We start from the raw sequence: 13,171 nt of genomic DNA, 5'->3' as shown, positions 1-13,171 counted from the left end.
AGGGAGAGTGAAGTGCGATCCGAAACTGAGCCGTCACCCGAGGCAGACAAGCCCGGAGACCAGACCCGCATGGCGCTGATGGTCGCGGCGCTCAAACTGTTTGGCTCGAAGGGTTTCGAGGCCACATCCACACGCGAAATTGCCGCCGCCGCCAAGGCCAACATTGCCTCGATCGCCTATCATTTTGGGGGCAAGGACGGCTTGCGGCTGGCCAGTGCCGAACTTGTAGGGAGCCGCATTCAAAGTGCGGCGATGCCGGCGCTGGCCGACATTAATCCCGGAAATGATCCGGATTCGGCGCAGAAAGCATTTGAGCGGGTGGCGATGGCGATGGCGGATTTCATGCTGGGGCGACCCGAGGCGCGCGATATTGCCACCTTCATCGTCCGAGAGATTTCAAATCCAGGACCGGTATTCGAGCATATCTATACCGACTTCATCCTGCCGATTCACACCCGGCTATGTACGCTTTTGGGACTGGCCACCGGCCATAATCCCGAAAGCGACCTGATCCGCCTTGGAACCTTCAGCATTGCGGGTCAGGTCGTCTATTTCCGTGTCGGGCACGCGATTGTCGCACGGCGGATGGACTGGCACGAGGTAGGCACGGACGAAGTCGAGCGGATCAAGACGGTGATCCTTGGCAATATCCGCGCCTTCGTCGAGACCAACAGGAAGCCGCGCCCATGACGTCACTGATCTGCGCCATTCCCTATATCGCGACGCTGTTTTCGGTCTGCGCCGGTCCAGGGCCGCTCGCGGTCGGCTATGTCGAGGGTGAGTATGTGCTGGTTGCGCCGATCGAGACGGCCCAGATAGTTGCCCTGGATGTGCGGCGCGGCGACCATATTACCGCCGAACAGCCGCTCGCCCAGTTGGAGCGACGTGACGCCGAAATCGCGGTAGCTCAAGCCCAGGCCGGGCTTGCCCAGGCACAGCGGCAACTGGCCAATCTGCAGGAAGGGCGGCGGCCGGAGGAAATTGCCAGCATCGCCGCCGCGCTCGATTCTGCCAAGGCCCAGGCTGAAGAAGCGGAGCGGGTGCTGCAGCGCCAGTCTGATCTGCTTAAACGCGGCATATCCACCCAGGCTGCCTACGATGCTGCCTCCACCAGTGCTGAACTCAGCCGCGCCAAGGTGTCCGAGCTTGAGGCCAATCTGTCGGTGGCCAAGTTGCCGGCGCGCGCCAATGAGATCAAGGCTGCCCAGGCAGGCGTCGAGCAAGCCCGTGCCGTGCTGGAGGCGGCCGAGTGGCGGCTGACCAAGCGGACGCTCTCGATCCCGCAGGCTGGCGTTGTTTCCGACATCATCCGCAACACCGGCGAGGTGGCAGGGCCCCAGGCGCCGGTGCTTTCGGTGCTGCCTGACGGGGCGTTGAAATTGCGGGTCTATGTGCCCGAGCCTGCACTCTCCCGTCTCTCCATCGGTGCAAGCCTGGTGGTGCGGTGTGATGGCTGCGCCGACGGTCTGCGGGCCACGGTGAGCTACATTTCGACCGATCCTGAATTCACGCCACCGGTGATCTACTCGCTCGAAAACCGGCAGAAGCTGGTCTACCTGGTCGAAGCCCGTCCTGATGATGACGCCTGGGCGCTGACGCCGGGACAGATCGTCGACGTCGATCTGGAAAGCGCACGCTGATGAACGTCATCGACGTCCGTGGTCTGGTCAAGCGGTTTGGCGACAAGACCGTGGTCGATCATGTCTCGATGCAGGTTGCCGAAGGCGAGATCTCCGGCTTTCTCGGGCCCAACGGGTCGGGCAAGACTACCACCATCCGGGTGATGTGCGGGCTTTTGACGCCGGATGAGGGCGAGGGCAGGGTGCTGGGGCATGACATCCGCACCGATGGTCTGCGGATCAAGCGGGAAGTCGGGTACATGACGCAGAAATTCTCGTTCTACGAGGATTTGTCGATCGAGGAGAACCTGACCTTCGTGGCCCGGCTCTATGGTCTCGAGCCGATGGCTGCCACCGTGCGTGACACGCTGGAGGATCTGGGCCTGTCATCGCGGCGCAAGCAGATGGCCGGCACCCTGTCGGGTGGTTGGAAGCAGCGGCTGGCGCTGGCGGCCTGCATCATGCACAAGCCGAAACTGCTGCTGCTTGATGAGCCCACAGCCGGCGTCGACCCCAAGGCAAGGCGCGAGTTCTGGGACGAGATCCATTTGCGTGCCACGACCGGACTGACCGTGCTGGTCTCGACCCACTATATGGACGAGGCGGAGCGGTGCCACCGGATTCATTACATTTCCTATGGCAAGCTTTTAGCCAGCGGCACGGTCGCTGACGTCATCCGTGACGCGGCCCTGACCACGATCATTGTCGAGGGTGACAAGGTCAACGAGGCGGCCAGGATGTTTGATGGCATCGAAGGGGTCGACCAGGTCGCGCCCTTCGGCCTGAGCCTGCATGTGGTTGGCCGCGACAAGGACCTGCTGACGGCAGCGGTCGAGCAGGTCGCCGCAAAAACCGGTATCCATTACCGGCAGGGGCAGACCAGCCTGGAGGATGTATTCATCCAGTTCATGAGCCAGTCGACGGACAACATGACATGAACCGGTTCTTTTCATTGCGCCGGCTGATGGCGGTCATCGCCAAGGAAACCATCCAGATGCGGCGTGACCGCATCACGTTTGCCATGATGCTGGGCGTGCCGCTTTTGCAATTGGTATTGTTTGGATTTGCCATCAACAACGACCCCAAGGGGTTGCCGGCCGCGCTGGTGACCACGAGCCAGGATCATTACAGCCGCGCCATGATCTCGGCGATGGAAAATACCGGCTATTATCGCTTCGATCATGTGGTGGCGAGCGCGGAAGAGGCCGACCGGCTGATCCAGAGTGGCGCGGTCTCCTTCATCGTCACGATCCCGTCTGATTTTGCCCGCCGGGTGCAGCGCGGCGATCACCCGCAGATCCTGATCGAGGCCGATGCGACCGATCCGTCGGTGGCATCGGGCGCGATCTCGACACTCGGCACGGTGGCCGCCCAGGCGCTGCTGCGCGAGCAATCAGCGGAGGCGCTGGCTGCACGGCAATCCACAGCGGCACTCGAAGTGGTGGTGCACCGGCTCTACAACCCAGAAGGTATTACTCAATACAATATTGTTCCCGGCTTGCTCGGAGTGATCCTGCAACTCACCATGGTGATGATGACATCGATGGCGCTGACCCGTGAAGTCGAGCGTGGCACCATGGAAAACCTGCTCGCCATGCCGATAAGTCCGATGGAGATCATGCTGGGCAAGGTGCTGCCCTACCTAGCTGTGGGCGGAGTTCAGGTCGTGGTGGTGCTGGCCGCCGCCAAGTTCCTTTTCAATGTGCCGTTTGTCGGCTCCTTGACGCTCTTACTGGCGAGCATTCTGGTCTTCGTGCTGGCGCTGGTGCTGCTTGGCTACGCGTTTTCCACCGTCGCGCGGACGCAGATGCAGGCCATGCAACTGACGTTCTTCTTCTTCCTGCCGTCGCTGCTCTTGTCAGGCTTCATGTTTCCCTATCGTGGTATGCCGGGCTGGGCACAGATGCTCGGCGAGATTTTTCCGCTCACGCATTTCCTCAGGATCATCCGCGCGGTGATGCTCAAGGGAGCGGATATGCAGGGCGTTGCCGTTCCACTCGCTGCGCTGTTTTTATTCGTTGCGGTATTTGCGGCGCTGGCCCTGGCGCGGTTTCGACGTACGCTGGACTGAAAGCCCTGGCACCATCGAACCGGGTTGACCCGCTTCACGAGTTGGATCGATTCGAAAACGCATCAATTTCTTAAACGAATATTTCAAACGCGGCTAAGCAAAAATGGGTCTTCAAGTCCCGGAAGCTGGAACGTCGCTGTTTTTGTGAACACAGTGGACACAACGGTGTGTACGGAGACTGGTTTCTGATGCTCGTCTCCATTTTCTCGAAATAATCATAACTATCTGAAATAAAACAATAAAATATCCAACTAAGAACTCACTACGTATTTTTCAAGAGAAAGTTTCAGCGTAAATTCTCACAAAAGTGTGGTTGGCAATTCCGATCGGATTACCCCATATGTGGATCATCGAAACACGGCAGCGAACGTCTCCCAGTCGCCAGCCGCTTCGAACAAAATTAGAAAAACGAATGAAAACGAAAACAAACGAAGACGGATAGAACAAATGAACAAGATCATTATCGCACTCGGCCTCACCCTTGCTGCCTCGACCGGCGCTTTCGCGGCTTCGACAGCCATGGACGCCTACCAGGTCCCAGCCGCCCAGACTTCCGGCATCGATTACACGGCAACCGCTGCTGTCGGTGCTGTGTCCAATGACCAGGTCATCTACAACCGCGCCGGCAACGACGGGTCGCCGACCTTCCTCGCTCCCAAGGGTGGCGTTGATTACACTCCGACCGCGTCGATCGATAGCGTTTCCAACGACAAGATCGTCTACGACCGCGCTGGCAACGATGGCTCGCCGCACTTCAACTAATCGAAAAACCGATCCGGCGGGCGCCATGCGTGGTGCCGGTCCGGTCCCCAACCACGCTGTCCTCCCAAGACGCGCCCCGAATTTTGAAGGATTACGACAATGAACAAGCTCATCATCGCTCTCGGTTTTACCCTTGCTGCTTCAACCGGCGCTTTTGCCGCATCAACGGCCATGGACGCCTATGACGTGCCTTCGGCACAGGGCAATACCAACTACGCTGTTGGCGTCTCTAATGATCTGGTCAGCTACCACCGCGCCGGTCATGACGGTTCGCCGAGCTTCGCCGCTCCGCAGGGTGGTGTTGACTACACTCCGACCGCTTCGTTCGGCACCGTGTCGAATGACCAGGTGATTTATGACCGCGCCGGCAATGATGGTTCGCCGCGCTTCCACTAATCAGAGCTGATCTCCGGCGGACACAATAAGTCCGCCGGACCAGTTTCCGCACGACGCGGCCCGATGAGGGCGCGCAGCGCACTGACAAGGACTAATTCCATGAACAAGCTGATTATCGCCCTCGGCCTGACGCTTGCTGCATCGACCGGTGCGTTCGCCCAGACGACCGCCTCCGACGCGCTGTCTTTTCCGCCGGCCAGAAGTGCCGGTATTGATTACACAGCAACCGCTGCCACCGGCACCGAAACAGGCGAAAAGGCCGTCTATGATCGTGCCGGTAACGACGGGTCGCCGCATTTTGAAGCTCCACAGGGCGGCGTTGACTACACCCCAACCGCTTCGATCAATGCCGCATCCAACGAGCAGATCATTTATGATCGTGCCGGCAATGATGGCTCGCCGCGCTTCAAGTAAGCACTGCGTTCAGTTCGCATATCAAAGGGGCGTCGCTTGCTAGCGGCGCCCCTTTCTCGTTTAAACTTGGCGGGGGATTGCCATCAACCATGCTGTCGGTGGATCAACTCAGCGGTGAACGGCAACGTGCGCTGATGTCCTGCTCGCGTTGATAATGGCGGGCCTGTACATCCATCAAGCCCAGCACCGTATGAAACAGATTGTCCTGTGAATAAGGGGCGTCGGCCTGCTCGCGCAGGCAGGCGGTGTCAAGCCCGAACAATCTGGTGTAGCCCTTCGACGCCCACATAAGGAAAGGAACCCGGGTCTGTTCATCGGGGGCGAAAATATAGGGCATGCCATGCAGATAGAGGCCTTTTTCGCCCAGCGATTCACCATGGTCGGAGATGTAGACCATGGTTGAGGCAATCTGATCGGAGCGGGCTTGGAGCATGTCGATGACAGCCGCCAGCATCCGGTCGGTGGCGACTATGGTATTGTCGTAGGCATTGATGATCTCCTGTTGGGTGCAATCGGCGAACTCGGCCGTGCGGCAGTCGGGCCGAAACGCCCGCTCCTCTTCACTGTAGCGGGCGAAATAGGCCGGGCCGTGGCTTCCCAACTGGTGCATAACCAGAACTGAATTGCCCTTGATGCCGTCAAGCCATGCACCCAGCGCGTTGACCATGACCGTGTCGAGGCATTCCCCCTCATTGCAAAAGCGGGGGTCGTTCTCCTCGTAGAACTTCCGCTTGACGATCCGGTCGCCGATCTTCTTGTCGCCGGTATTGTTATCCCACCATTCGACATTGACGCCGGCATGGGAAAGCACATCGACGAGATTTTCTTGCGCCAGAGCCTTTTCATGGCTGTACTCGCTGCGGGTCAGCGCGGAAAACATGCAAGGCATGGACACCGCCGTGGCGGTTCCGCAGGAACTGGTGTTGGGAAAATAGGCAATATCGCGCTTTTCCAGCTCCGGATTGGTCTTGCGTTCATACCCGCCGAGCGAAAACTCCTGAGCGCGGGCGGTTTCACCCACCACGATAATGGTCAGCACCGGCTTTTCGGCCTTGTTGATTGCTGCGCCCAGTCGGGCGTCGGAATCGAGCGGCGCGGCGACGATGACGCTTTCCTGCCCCGAGCGAATGACAAACTTGACCGCGCTGATGATCGGCGAAACCGGATTGAGAGTTTTGATCACCAGCCGGTTGTTGCGCATTGTCGAGGCGATCGCCGGATATTGCCAGGCGACCAGCGCCAGCGTGAGCAGCAAAAACGGAACGATGACAGCAAGATTGTATTTGAGCTTGGCCGGGAACGGGCGGTGGCGGATGCGCACAAAGACGATCAGAAGTGAAGGAAGGACTGCGTAGACCAGCATGTGCCACAGATATGCGGGGGTCAGCAGATGTCCCGCTTCTGCCGGGGTGGTCTGTACAGCGTTGCGGATCATGTCGGTGTCGATGATCACGCCGAAATGCTCCATGAACCATCCTGCCGATGCAGCGCTGACGATCAGGAGGATGAATATCGGCTTGGTAAGATATTTGACCGAGACGGCGATCGTATCGGCGGCAAGAAGCGCGACAATGCCGATGGAAAAGGCAGCCAGGCCAGGCATGTGTTCGCCAAACGCCGTGGCCACGTCGCGCCAGAAGACATTGTTCGTGACCAGCGCAAGCCATGCCGCCACCAGCAGACTTAATGTGACGCTGCCAACCGAGGGTCTATGAAGTTTCATTCGATGATACCTGCACTAATTTGGAGAGGAATGGTTGGTTGGCGGACTTCTGGGGTCAGCCGGGCGGGGAGCGAGTTTCTCCGCCCATGGGAATGAGGATGCGTGCCTCAAGGCCACCAAGCGGCGACCGTCCGAGGTTGAGCTGCCCGCCGAAGGATTCGACGATATCGCTGGCGATCGCCAATCCGAGACCGGCGCCCAGTCCGGCTTGGTCGAGCCGCTGGCCCGGTTTGAGGGCGTTTTTTATGTGTTGAGCGCCGAGTCCGGGGCCATCATCGCCGATGACCAGCACAATTGAGCTGGCCGAAACCTCGGTCTCGACGACAACTTCGGTGCTGGCATGGCGGACCGCGTTTTCAGCTATGTTGCCAATGAGTTCGCTAAGATCATCGGGGTCGACTGCGACAGTCAATGATGCATTGATGCTGCTTCGTAGTTGCAGTGTTTCGCCCTCGGGCGTGCGCTGCAATGTGCGCAAGATCCCCTCGACAATCGGCCTGAGCGAGGTCTGATCCTGATTCCGGCCGTGACGCAGCCGGGCGCGGGCAAGTTCACGCTCCATGTGCCGACGCATCCGCAGCGCCAGTTCGGCGATATCATTGGCGATTTCGGTGTTGCCCGTGGCGCGGAGCCGTTCGATGTCGTTTTCCAGGGCGGTCAGCGGGGTCTTGAGCCCGTGGGCGAGGTTGGCGGCGCGATCGCGCGCCCGGCTGATCGCCGCGTCCTGGGCGTCGAGCAGGGCGTTTACCTCCTCGACCAGTGGCGCGACCTCCAAGGGCACAGCATCGGAAAGGAGACGTTTGCGCGCGCCGGTACGAATATCATGGACGCCGGCCACGACACGCCTGACCGGTTTCAGGCCTTCACCAACCTGCAGCAGGAAGCCGAGCAGCAGAACGCTGCCGAGAATGGCCAGCACCGGGGCGAGATCGCGCGAAAATCCAGTCGCAAGCGCGCTGATTTCAGCCCGGTCAATGGCGGCGGTGACGCGCACGCGATGGTCGCCATCAGGTGCAGGTATCAGCACCAGGGTTTCGTGAAGCAACAGGTTTGAGCCTTGCGGGCCGGAGATGTCGTGGACGTGGCTTTCGCCGGGTCGTAACTCGTCGCCTGGAACGTCGAGCGAGGTGTCCCACAGCGAGCGCGAGCGCAATTGGTTGCCATCGGTCAGATCGACGATCTGCCAGTAGAGTCCGCCAAATACCGCCTGGAAGCGCGGATCCACCGGTTCACGCGCCAGCGACAACCCCGACGCCGCATCGACCCGGAGGCCGCCGACGATCTGGTTGAGGTGGGTATCAAGTTCCTGGCCAACGCGGCGTTCGAGATACCGGGAAAACAGGGTCGACAGACTGAAGCCAGTCACCAGCAATGCGGCGGCAAGAACCACGGCGGCAAGTGCGAAGAGCCTGAAACGGAGCGAGCGGACCGGTTTCATGTGCCAGGGCTCGAATCTTCAACGATGTAACCGAAGCCACGACGGGTCTCGATCAATGCCACCGGCAGTTTCCGCCTGACCCGGCCGACCAGCACCTCGACAGCGTTGGATTCACGCTCGAAATGGGCTGACTGCAGGTGCTCGGCGAGTTCCTGTTGCGCCACCACGCGGCCCTTGTTGAGCATCAGATAGGCCACCAGCCGATATTCCTGAGGTGACAGATTGACTGGAACGCCACGAATGCTCAGGCGCATCTGCCTTGTGTCGAGGTCGGCCTCGCCGATGCTGATTACGGCATTGGCCATGCCGCCCGAGCGGCGGATGATGGCGCGCAAGCGGGCGATCAGTTCTTCCATGCGGAATGGTTTGGGGAGGTAGTCATCGGCGCCGGCGTCAATGCCTTCGACCCGTTCGCTCCAGGTCCCACGGGCAGTGAGAACCAGGATCGGGAAAGTACGGCCGGCCGCGCGCCAACGCTTGAGCACGGCCAGCCCATCCATTCCCGGCAGGCCAAGATCAAGGATTGCGGCGCCATAGGTTTCGGTGTCGCCCAGAAACCAGGCTTCCTCGCCGTCGGATTCGCCGTCAACCACATAGCCGGCGGATTCGAGTGCGCGGGCCACGTCGTCGCGGATCCGGTCATCGTCTTCGACGAGAAGTATGCGCATGTCGGTCAGTCTTCCTCTCCGAGGCTGAGAATTTCAGCCGTACGGGCGTCGATTTCATACTCCAGGCGACGGCCGTCGTCGTTGAGGATGTAAATTTCATAAATCGGCATTCCATCTTCACGTTCGAATTCGATTTCCACGATCCGCCCGTCAATCAAAGGTTTTACCTTTTCGAGGATGTCGGACAGGGTCATGATCTCGCCGCGCCTGATCGCCTCGTTCATGTCGGCGCGCTCGTGTTGTTCATTTTTTTCATTGTGCTCATCAGCAAGCGCGGGCGCTGCCGACAACGCCAGGATCGGCAACAGGAGACAGAGACTGATTTTCATTGGGAGAGCATAGCGGCGCGAATATGACAAAACGCTGACGAGCCTTTTCAGCGGAGTGTCATGAGGGTTCTGCGAGAAACGCGTGGTCAACGGGCACTCGTCCCGAAACCGCTAGAAAAGGAATGCTCTCATGAAAACCGTCCTTATCGCAGCCACCCTTGTTGCCGCACTTGCACCGGCTGTGGCCATTGCTGCCGACAATTGCCCGAACGTGCCGCGCGATCAGTGGATGAGCGATGCCGCGATCACCGAGAAGGCCAAGGAGCTTGGCTACGATATCCGCTCGATGGAGGCCGAAGATGGCTGCCTGGAAGCCTATGCCATAGACAAGGACGGCAAGCGCGTCGAGGTCTATTTCCATCCCGGCACCGGCGACGTGCTGCGGGTCAAGGCTGACAGTTGATGGCTACGATGGAGACCATGGTGGAAGTCGGTGGTGTCACATCGCCGGCAACCATCCGGGTGTGGGACCCGCTGGTCAGGCTGTTCCACTGGTCGCTCGTCGTCCTGTTCTTTTTGCCTTTCTCACCGGTGATGAATGGCAAGATCCGCACGAGACCGCTGGCTACGTGATTGCTGCGTTGATCGCCGGCCGCGTGCTCTGGGGATTTGTCGGCTCGCGCACGGCGCGCTTTTCCTCGTTTGTCTACGGACCGTCGACGGTAGCCACCTTCGTGGGTGACACGCTGCGGATGAAGGCGCGGCGTTACCTCGGCCACAATCCGGCCGGCGGGTTGATGGTGATCGCATTGTTGCTGGCAATTGCGGCAATATCGCTCACCGGCGTGATGATGACCAGCGATGCCTTTTGGGGTGTGCGCTGGGTCAAGGAGGCGCACGAAACGGCTGCCTACGCCACGCTCGGTCTGGTGGCCCTGCATGTCGGCGGAGTGATCTTCGCAAGTATCGAGCATGGCGAAAACCTGGTGCGTGCCATGGTGACCGGCAGAAAACGCGCACCCGGTCCGGACGACGTAGTCTAACCCCTTGGTCCGCGCGGCTGCCTACTGCCCAGGCCGTGCGGACCAGCCTGCCAGATGCTGTGGCACTGGCAGGTCACAGCCCCCTTGTCTGTCTTGTTTCTGACGCGCTGGTCGGGCAAGTTCCTCTGCAATTGGCGCATCTGAATCGGCTTGCGCATCGGCAGCATTACAGGGGCGAATGAATGGACCTGATTGAAAACCGTACCATCGATGAAATCGAAATCGGAGATGAGGCCGAGATCGAACGCATGCTGACGCGGCAGGATATCGTCATGTTTGCGTCGGTGTCGGCGGACGTCAACCCGGCGCATGTCGATGCCGATGACGAGGATGCCTTGCTTCTCCAGCAGGGCATTGTTCATGGCATGTGGGCGAGCGCGCTGATTTCGGCGGTGCTGGCAACCCGGTTGCCGGGGCCCGGCACGCTGCAATTGGCGCGAACGCTGAGTTTTCATCACCCGGTCAAGATCGGCGACAGCATCAAGGTCAAGGTCGTGGTGACCAAGGTCGACAAGCAATCGGCGGAAGTTGGTCTCGATTGTGTGTGCATCAATGCCGCTGGCGAGACGGTTGTTTCAGGCACTGCGCTGGTGCGCGCACCGTTGCAGAAAAGCCGTCGCACCATTGCCCGCATGCCGACCTCGCGGCTGATGTCGCATGGCGTGCGTTTTGGCGCATTGGTGGAGCGGGCACGGGCGCTCGAGCCGCTGCGCACGGCAATTGTCCATCCGTGTGACGATCTCAGCCTCGGCGGAGCGCTTGCGGCACGCGATGAAGGCATGATCGTGCCGGTCCTGGTCGGCCCGCGCGGCAAGATCGAAGCCGCCGCAGCCGATTCCGGGCTTGATCTTGGCGGTGTCGAGATCGTCGACGCCCCGCACAGCCATGCCGCGGCGGAAAGAGCCGTGGCGCTGGTGCACGAAGGCCGGGCCAGGGCGCTGATGAAGGGCAAGCTGCATACGGACGAATTGCTGCTGGCCGTGCTCGACCGCAGCAAAGGCCTGCGTACCGAACGGCGGCTAAGCCATGTTTTCGCGCTCGACGTACCGGGGCAGGACCGCACCTTGTTTGTCACTGACGGGGCGATCAACATCTCTCCCGATCTGGAGGCGCTCAAGGATATCGTCCAGAACGCCATCGATCTGGCAATCGCACTGGGCGAGGAAACACCGCTGGTAGCGTTGTTGTCAGCGGTGGAGACGGTGACCGGAAGCCTGCCATCGACGCTGCTCGCCGCCTCGATCTGCAAGATGCACGACCGAGGGCAGATCGTCGGCGGCAAGGTCGACGGGCCGCTGGCTTTCGACAATGCGATCTCGCCCGCAGCGGTCAAGGCCAAGGGGATTGTCTCCGACGTCGCGGGCTATGCCGACATTCTGGTCACGCCCAATCTCGAAAGCGGCAACATGATCGCCAAGCAACTGATCCACCTGGCCGGCGCTTCGTCGGCAGGCATCGCGCTTGGTGCGCGGGTGCCGATCATGCTGACCAGCCGCTCCGACACCGTGGACGCGCGAATTGTCTCGGCGGCGTTGGCCAAGCTGTTTTACCACTGGCGCCGTGAACGCCCGCTGGGGTTGCTGGGGTAGAGCGGGATAGATTCGGGCTCCACGACTGGATTGGGCGGAAAGCGGAAGTTCAATATAATTGCACCAGGGTCCGCTCTACGAACCAAACACCCTAATCAGCAATCACCAAACCGCACCAACCTGACGTGGCAAAGTTGCTCTTCAATAGTGCGACTCCATGCCTTTGATGATTGCTGAAAGCGTCGTGAGTGTCGGTGTATCGACATCAAACCGTCGTCCCATCTCGATTACTGGACCGTATATATAATCAACTTCTGTTTTGCGGTGCCTTGCAAGATCAGTCCGCATAGAGGTCTTGCTGTCTCCGCCACCCTCTTTACTCGTTAGCATTTTAAGTATCGTTTCAATGTCTTCTTTGCAAATATTTATGCCAGAAGCCGTCGCTACATTCATTGTCTCGTCGATCGCGCGAAGAACAACCGCACGTAAAGCCGGCATACTCATAATTTGATACTGGGTTAGATCGGTTGCACCCGATATAGCTCCCAATCCAATGTTTCCCAACAACTTCTTCCACATCTCGCGCCGAATATCTGCACTAGCGGTTACGTTGAGGGCCGATTGCGAGAATGCATCTGCGATGAACTGAGTGCGTTCGGACAGCCCACCGCTCAATTCTCCTATATAAGATGGGAGGTACATATCATTGTAGCATTGAATAATGCCTGGCTCACGTATCATTGCACTTGGAACGGCAAGCCCCCCTAATACATTCTCGGACCCTATAATATCCGAAATCACTTCTTCGTTCCCAAGGCCGTTCTGAAAACTCACTGCGACCGCACCATCATTTTGAAACAGATGGCGAGCGTTCGAAACTACCTTTGCAGTGTGGGTTCCTTTACACTGCACCAGTACGACGTCGGTGGACTTGATCACCGATGGATCCGTTGTGGCGGGGATTTCGACAATCCGTTCGCCCCAGCTACCCATCATGCGCAAACCGTTATTGTTGATCGCATTAATGTGCGCCTCGTAGTCATCAACTAGCCACACATCGAATTCAGATAATTTGAGAAGTCCACCGAATAGACAACCCATCGCGCCTGCGCCCAAGACAACTACCTTCGGCTTGTATTGCAATTTCATGGAAGACCCCTTGGTTAGAAGCAAATCGGCCCCCCCATACAGAACAAAAGGCGCGAGGGAAGCCGAAGAGTGTTGTTGCAATTTGAGAAA

At 59.3% G+C, this 13,171-nt stretch carries 14 protein-coding genes and 1 pseudogene; 10 read left to right on the top strand and 5 right to left on the bottom strand.

Going from position 1 to position 13,171, the window contains the following annotated elements:
* Window positions 1–12 precede the first annotated feature (12 nt).
* From OEG84_RS07225 to OEG84_RS07195, 7 genes are all read left to right on the top strand, one after another.
* Complete coding sequence (locus tag OEG84_RS07225; RefSeq protein WP_267653113.1) at window positions 13–690, top strand: CerR family C-terminal domain-containing protein; 678 nt, start codon at window positions 13–15, stop codon at window positions 688–690.
* Window positions 687–1,640, top strand: a complete 954-nt coding sequence (locus OEG84_RS07220) for an HlyD family secretion protein (RefSeq protein WP_267653111.1) — start codon at window positions 687–689, stop codon at window positions 1,638–1,640. Before OEG84_RS07225 ends, OEG84_RS07220 begins: the two co-directional genes overlap by 4 nt.
* The gene (locus OEG84_RS07215) at window positions 1,640–2,557 is read left to right on the top strand and encodes an ABC transporter ATP-binding protein (RefSeq protein ID WP_267653110.1); all 918 of its coding nucleotides are present in this window, start codon (window positions 1,640–1,642) and stop codon (window positions 2,555–2,557) included. The genes OEG84_RS07220 and OEG84_RS07215 overlap by 1 nt, the downstream gene beginning before the upstream one ends.
* Window positions 2,554–3,690, top strand: coding sequence for an ABC transporter permease (locus OEG84_RS07210; RefSeq protein ID WP_267653109.1), 1,137 nt, complete (start codon window positions 2,554–2,556; stop codon window positions 3,688–3,690). The genes OEG84_RS07215 and OEG84_RS07210 overlap by 4 nt, the downstream gene beginning before the upstream one ends.
* A gap of 447 nt (window positions 3,691–4,137) precedes the next feature.
* Window positions 4,138–4,452, top strand: coding sequence for a hypothetical protein (locus OEG84_RS07205; protein ID WP_267653108.1), 315 nt, complete (start codon window positions 4,138–4,140; stop codon window positions 4,450–4,452).
* Window positions 4,453–4,551: 99 nt separating this feature from the next.
* Window positions 4,552–4,848, top strand: a complete 297-nt coding sequence (locus tag OEG84_RS07200) for a hypothetical protein (protein WP_267653107.1) — start codon at window positions 4,552–4,554, stop codon at window positions 4,846–4,848.
* A gap of 99 nt (window positions 4,849–4,947) precedes the next feature.
* Window positions 4,948–5,262 (top strand): hypothetical protein, encoded by a 315-nt coding sequence (locus OEG84_RS07195; protein ID WP_267653106.1) that lies wholly within the window; start codon window positions 4,948–4,950, stop codon window positions 5,260–5,262.
* A gap of 103 nt (window positions 5,263–5,365) precedes the next feature.
* On the opposite strand, the gene OEG84_RS07190 is transcribed toward OEG84_RS07195, so the two are convergent.
* The 4 genes from OEG84_RS07190 to OEG84_RS07175 are packed head-to-tail and all read right to left on the bottom strand — an operon-like array spanning window position 5,366 to window position 9,510.
* Window positions 5,366–6,985: a phosphoethanolamine transferase gene (locus OEG84_RS07190; RefSeq protein WP_267653105.1), complete on the bottom strand. Its 1,620-nt coding sequence runs from the start codon at window positions 6,983–6,985 to the stop codon at window positions 5,366–5,368.
* A 55-nt stretch (window positions 6,986–7,040) separates the two neighbouring features.
* Window positions 7,041–8,423, bottom strand: coding sequence for a sensor histidine kinase (locus tag OEG84_RS07185; protein ID WP_267653104.1), 1,383 nt, complete (start codon window positions 8,421–8,423; stop codon window positions 7,041–7,043).
* The gene (locus tag OEG84_RS07180) at window positions 8,420–9,091 is read right to left on the bottom strand and encodes a response regulator transcription factor (protein ID WP_267653103.1); all 672 of its coding nucleotides are present in this window, start codon (window positions 9,089–9,091) and stop codon (window positions 8,420–8,422) included. The genes OEG84_RS07185 and OEG84_RS07180 overlap by 4 nt, the downstream gene beginning before the upstream one ends.
* A 5-nt stretch (window positions 9,092–9,096) precedes the next feature.
* The gene (locus OEG84_RS07175) at window positions 9,097–9,510 is read right to left on the bottom strand and encodes a PepSY domain-containing protein (RefSeq protein ID WP_267653102.1); all 414 of its coding nucleotides are present in this window, start codon (window positions 9,508–9,510) and stop codon (window positions 9,097–9,099) included.
* Between the two features lie 40 nt (window positions 9,511–9,550).
* Between OEG84_RS07175 and OEG84_RS07170 the strand changes: the two genes are divergently transcribed.
* From OEG84_RS07170 to OEG84_RS07160, 3 genes and pseudogenes are all read left to right on the top strand, one after another.
* Entirely contained in the window at window positions 9,551–9,823 is a 273-nt protein-coding gene (locus OEG84_RS07170; protein ID WP_267653101.1) for a PepSY domain-containing protein, read from the top strand.
* Window positions 9,823–10,403 (top strand): annotated as a pseudogene (locus tag OEG84_RS07165) (cytochrome b/b6 domain-containing protein). Before OEG84_RS07170 ends, OEG84_RS07165 begins: the two are co-directional and overlap by 1 nt.
* A 182-nt stretch (window positions 10,404–10,585) precedes the next feature.
* Window positions 10,586–11,992, top strand: coding sequence for a bifunctional enoyl-CoA hydratase/phosphate acetyltransferase (locus tag OEG84_RS07160; protein ID WP_267653100.1), 1,407 nt, complete (start codon window positions 10,586–10,588; stop codon window positions 11,990–11,992).
* A gap of 141 nt (window positions 11,993–12,133) precedes the next feature.
* Here OEG84_RS07160 and OEG84_RS07155 read toward each other — a convergent pair whose 3' ends face one another.
* Window positions 12,134–13,081, bottom strand: a complete 948-nt coding sequence (locus OEG84_RS07155; RefSeq protein ID WP_267653099.1) for a ketopantoate reductase family protein — start codon at window positions 13,079–13,081, stop codon at window positions 12,134–12,136.
* Window positions 13,082–13,171 lie beyond the last annotated feature (90 nt).

The organism is Hoeflea algicola (assembly GCF_026619415.1).
GTDB classification, from domain to species: Bacteria; Pseudomonadota; Alphaproteobacteria; order Rhizobiales; family Rhizobiaceae; genus Hoeflea; species Hoeflea algicola.
The sequence above is the reverse complement of the archived record's forward strand: the minus strand, read 5'-3'. Positions and strand labels throughout refer to the sequence as shown.

What these genes read in the sequence shown, in the direction of transcription:
- OEG84_RS07220 (WP_267653111.1), top strand. Translation starts at nt 687, where the DNA reads ATGACGTCACTGATCTGCGCCATTCCCTATATCGCGACGCTGTTTTCG.
- OEG84_RS07215 (WP_267653110.1), top strand. Translation starts at nt 1,640, where the DNA reads ATGAACGTCATCGACGTCCGTGGTCTGGTCAAGCGGTTTGGCGACAAG.
- OEG84_RS07210 (WP_267653109.1), top strand. Translation starts at nt 2,554, where the DNA reads ATGAACCGGTTCTTTTCATTGCGCCGGCTGATGGCGGTCATCGCCAAG.
- OEG84_RS07205 (WP_267653108.1), top strand. Translation starts at nt 4,138, where the DNA reads ATGAACAAGATCATTATCGCACTCGGCCTCACCCTTGCTGCCTCGACC.
- OEG84_RS07200 (WP_267653107.1), top strand. Translation starts at nt 4,552, where the DNA reads ATGAACAAGCTCATCATCGCTCTCGGTTTTACCCTTGCTGCTTCAACC.
- OEG84_RS07195 (WP_267653106.1), top strand. Translation starts at nt 4,948, where the DNA reads ATGAACAAGCTGATTATCGCCCTCGGCCTGACGCTTGCTGCATCGACC.
- OEG84_RS07190 (WP_267653105.1), bottom strand. Translation starts at nt 6,985, where the DNA reads ATGAAACTTCATAGACCCTCGGTTGGCAGCGTCACATTAAGTCTGCTG.
- OEG84_RS07185 (WP_267653104.1), bottom strand. Translation starts at nt 8,423, where the DNA reads ATGAAACCGGTCCGCTCGCTCCGTTTCAGGCTCTTCGCACTTGCCGCC.
- OEG84_RS07180 (WP_267653103.1), bottom strand. Translation starts at nt 9,091, where the DNA reads ATGCGCATACTTCTCGTCGAAGACGATGACCGGATCCGCGACGACGTG.
- OEG84_RS07170 (WP_267653101.1), top strand. Translation starts at nt 9,551, where the DNA reads ATGAAAACCGTCCTTATCGCAGCCACCCTTGTTGCCGCACTTGCACCG.
- OEG84_RS07160 (WP_267653100.1), top strand. Translation starts at nt 10,586, where the DNA reads ATGGACCTGATTGAAAACCGTACCATCGATGAAATCGAAATCGGAGAT.
- OEG84_RS07155 (WP_267653099.1), bottom strand. Translation starts at nt 13,081, where the DNA reads ATGAAATTGCAATACAAGCCGAAGGTAGTTGTCTTGGGCGCAGGCGCG.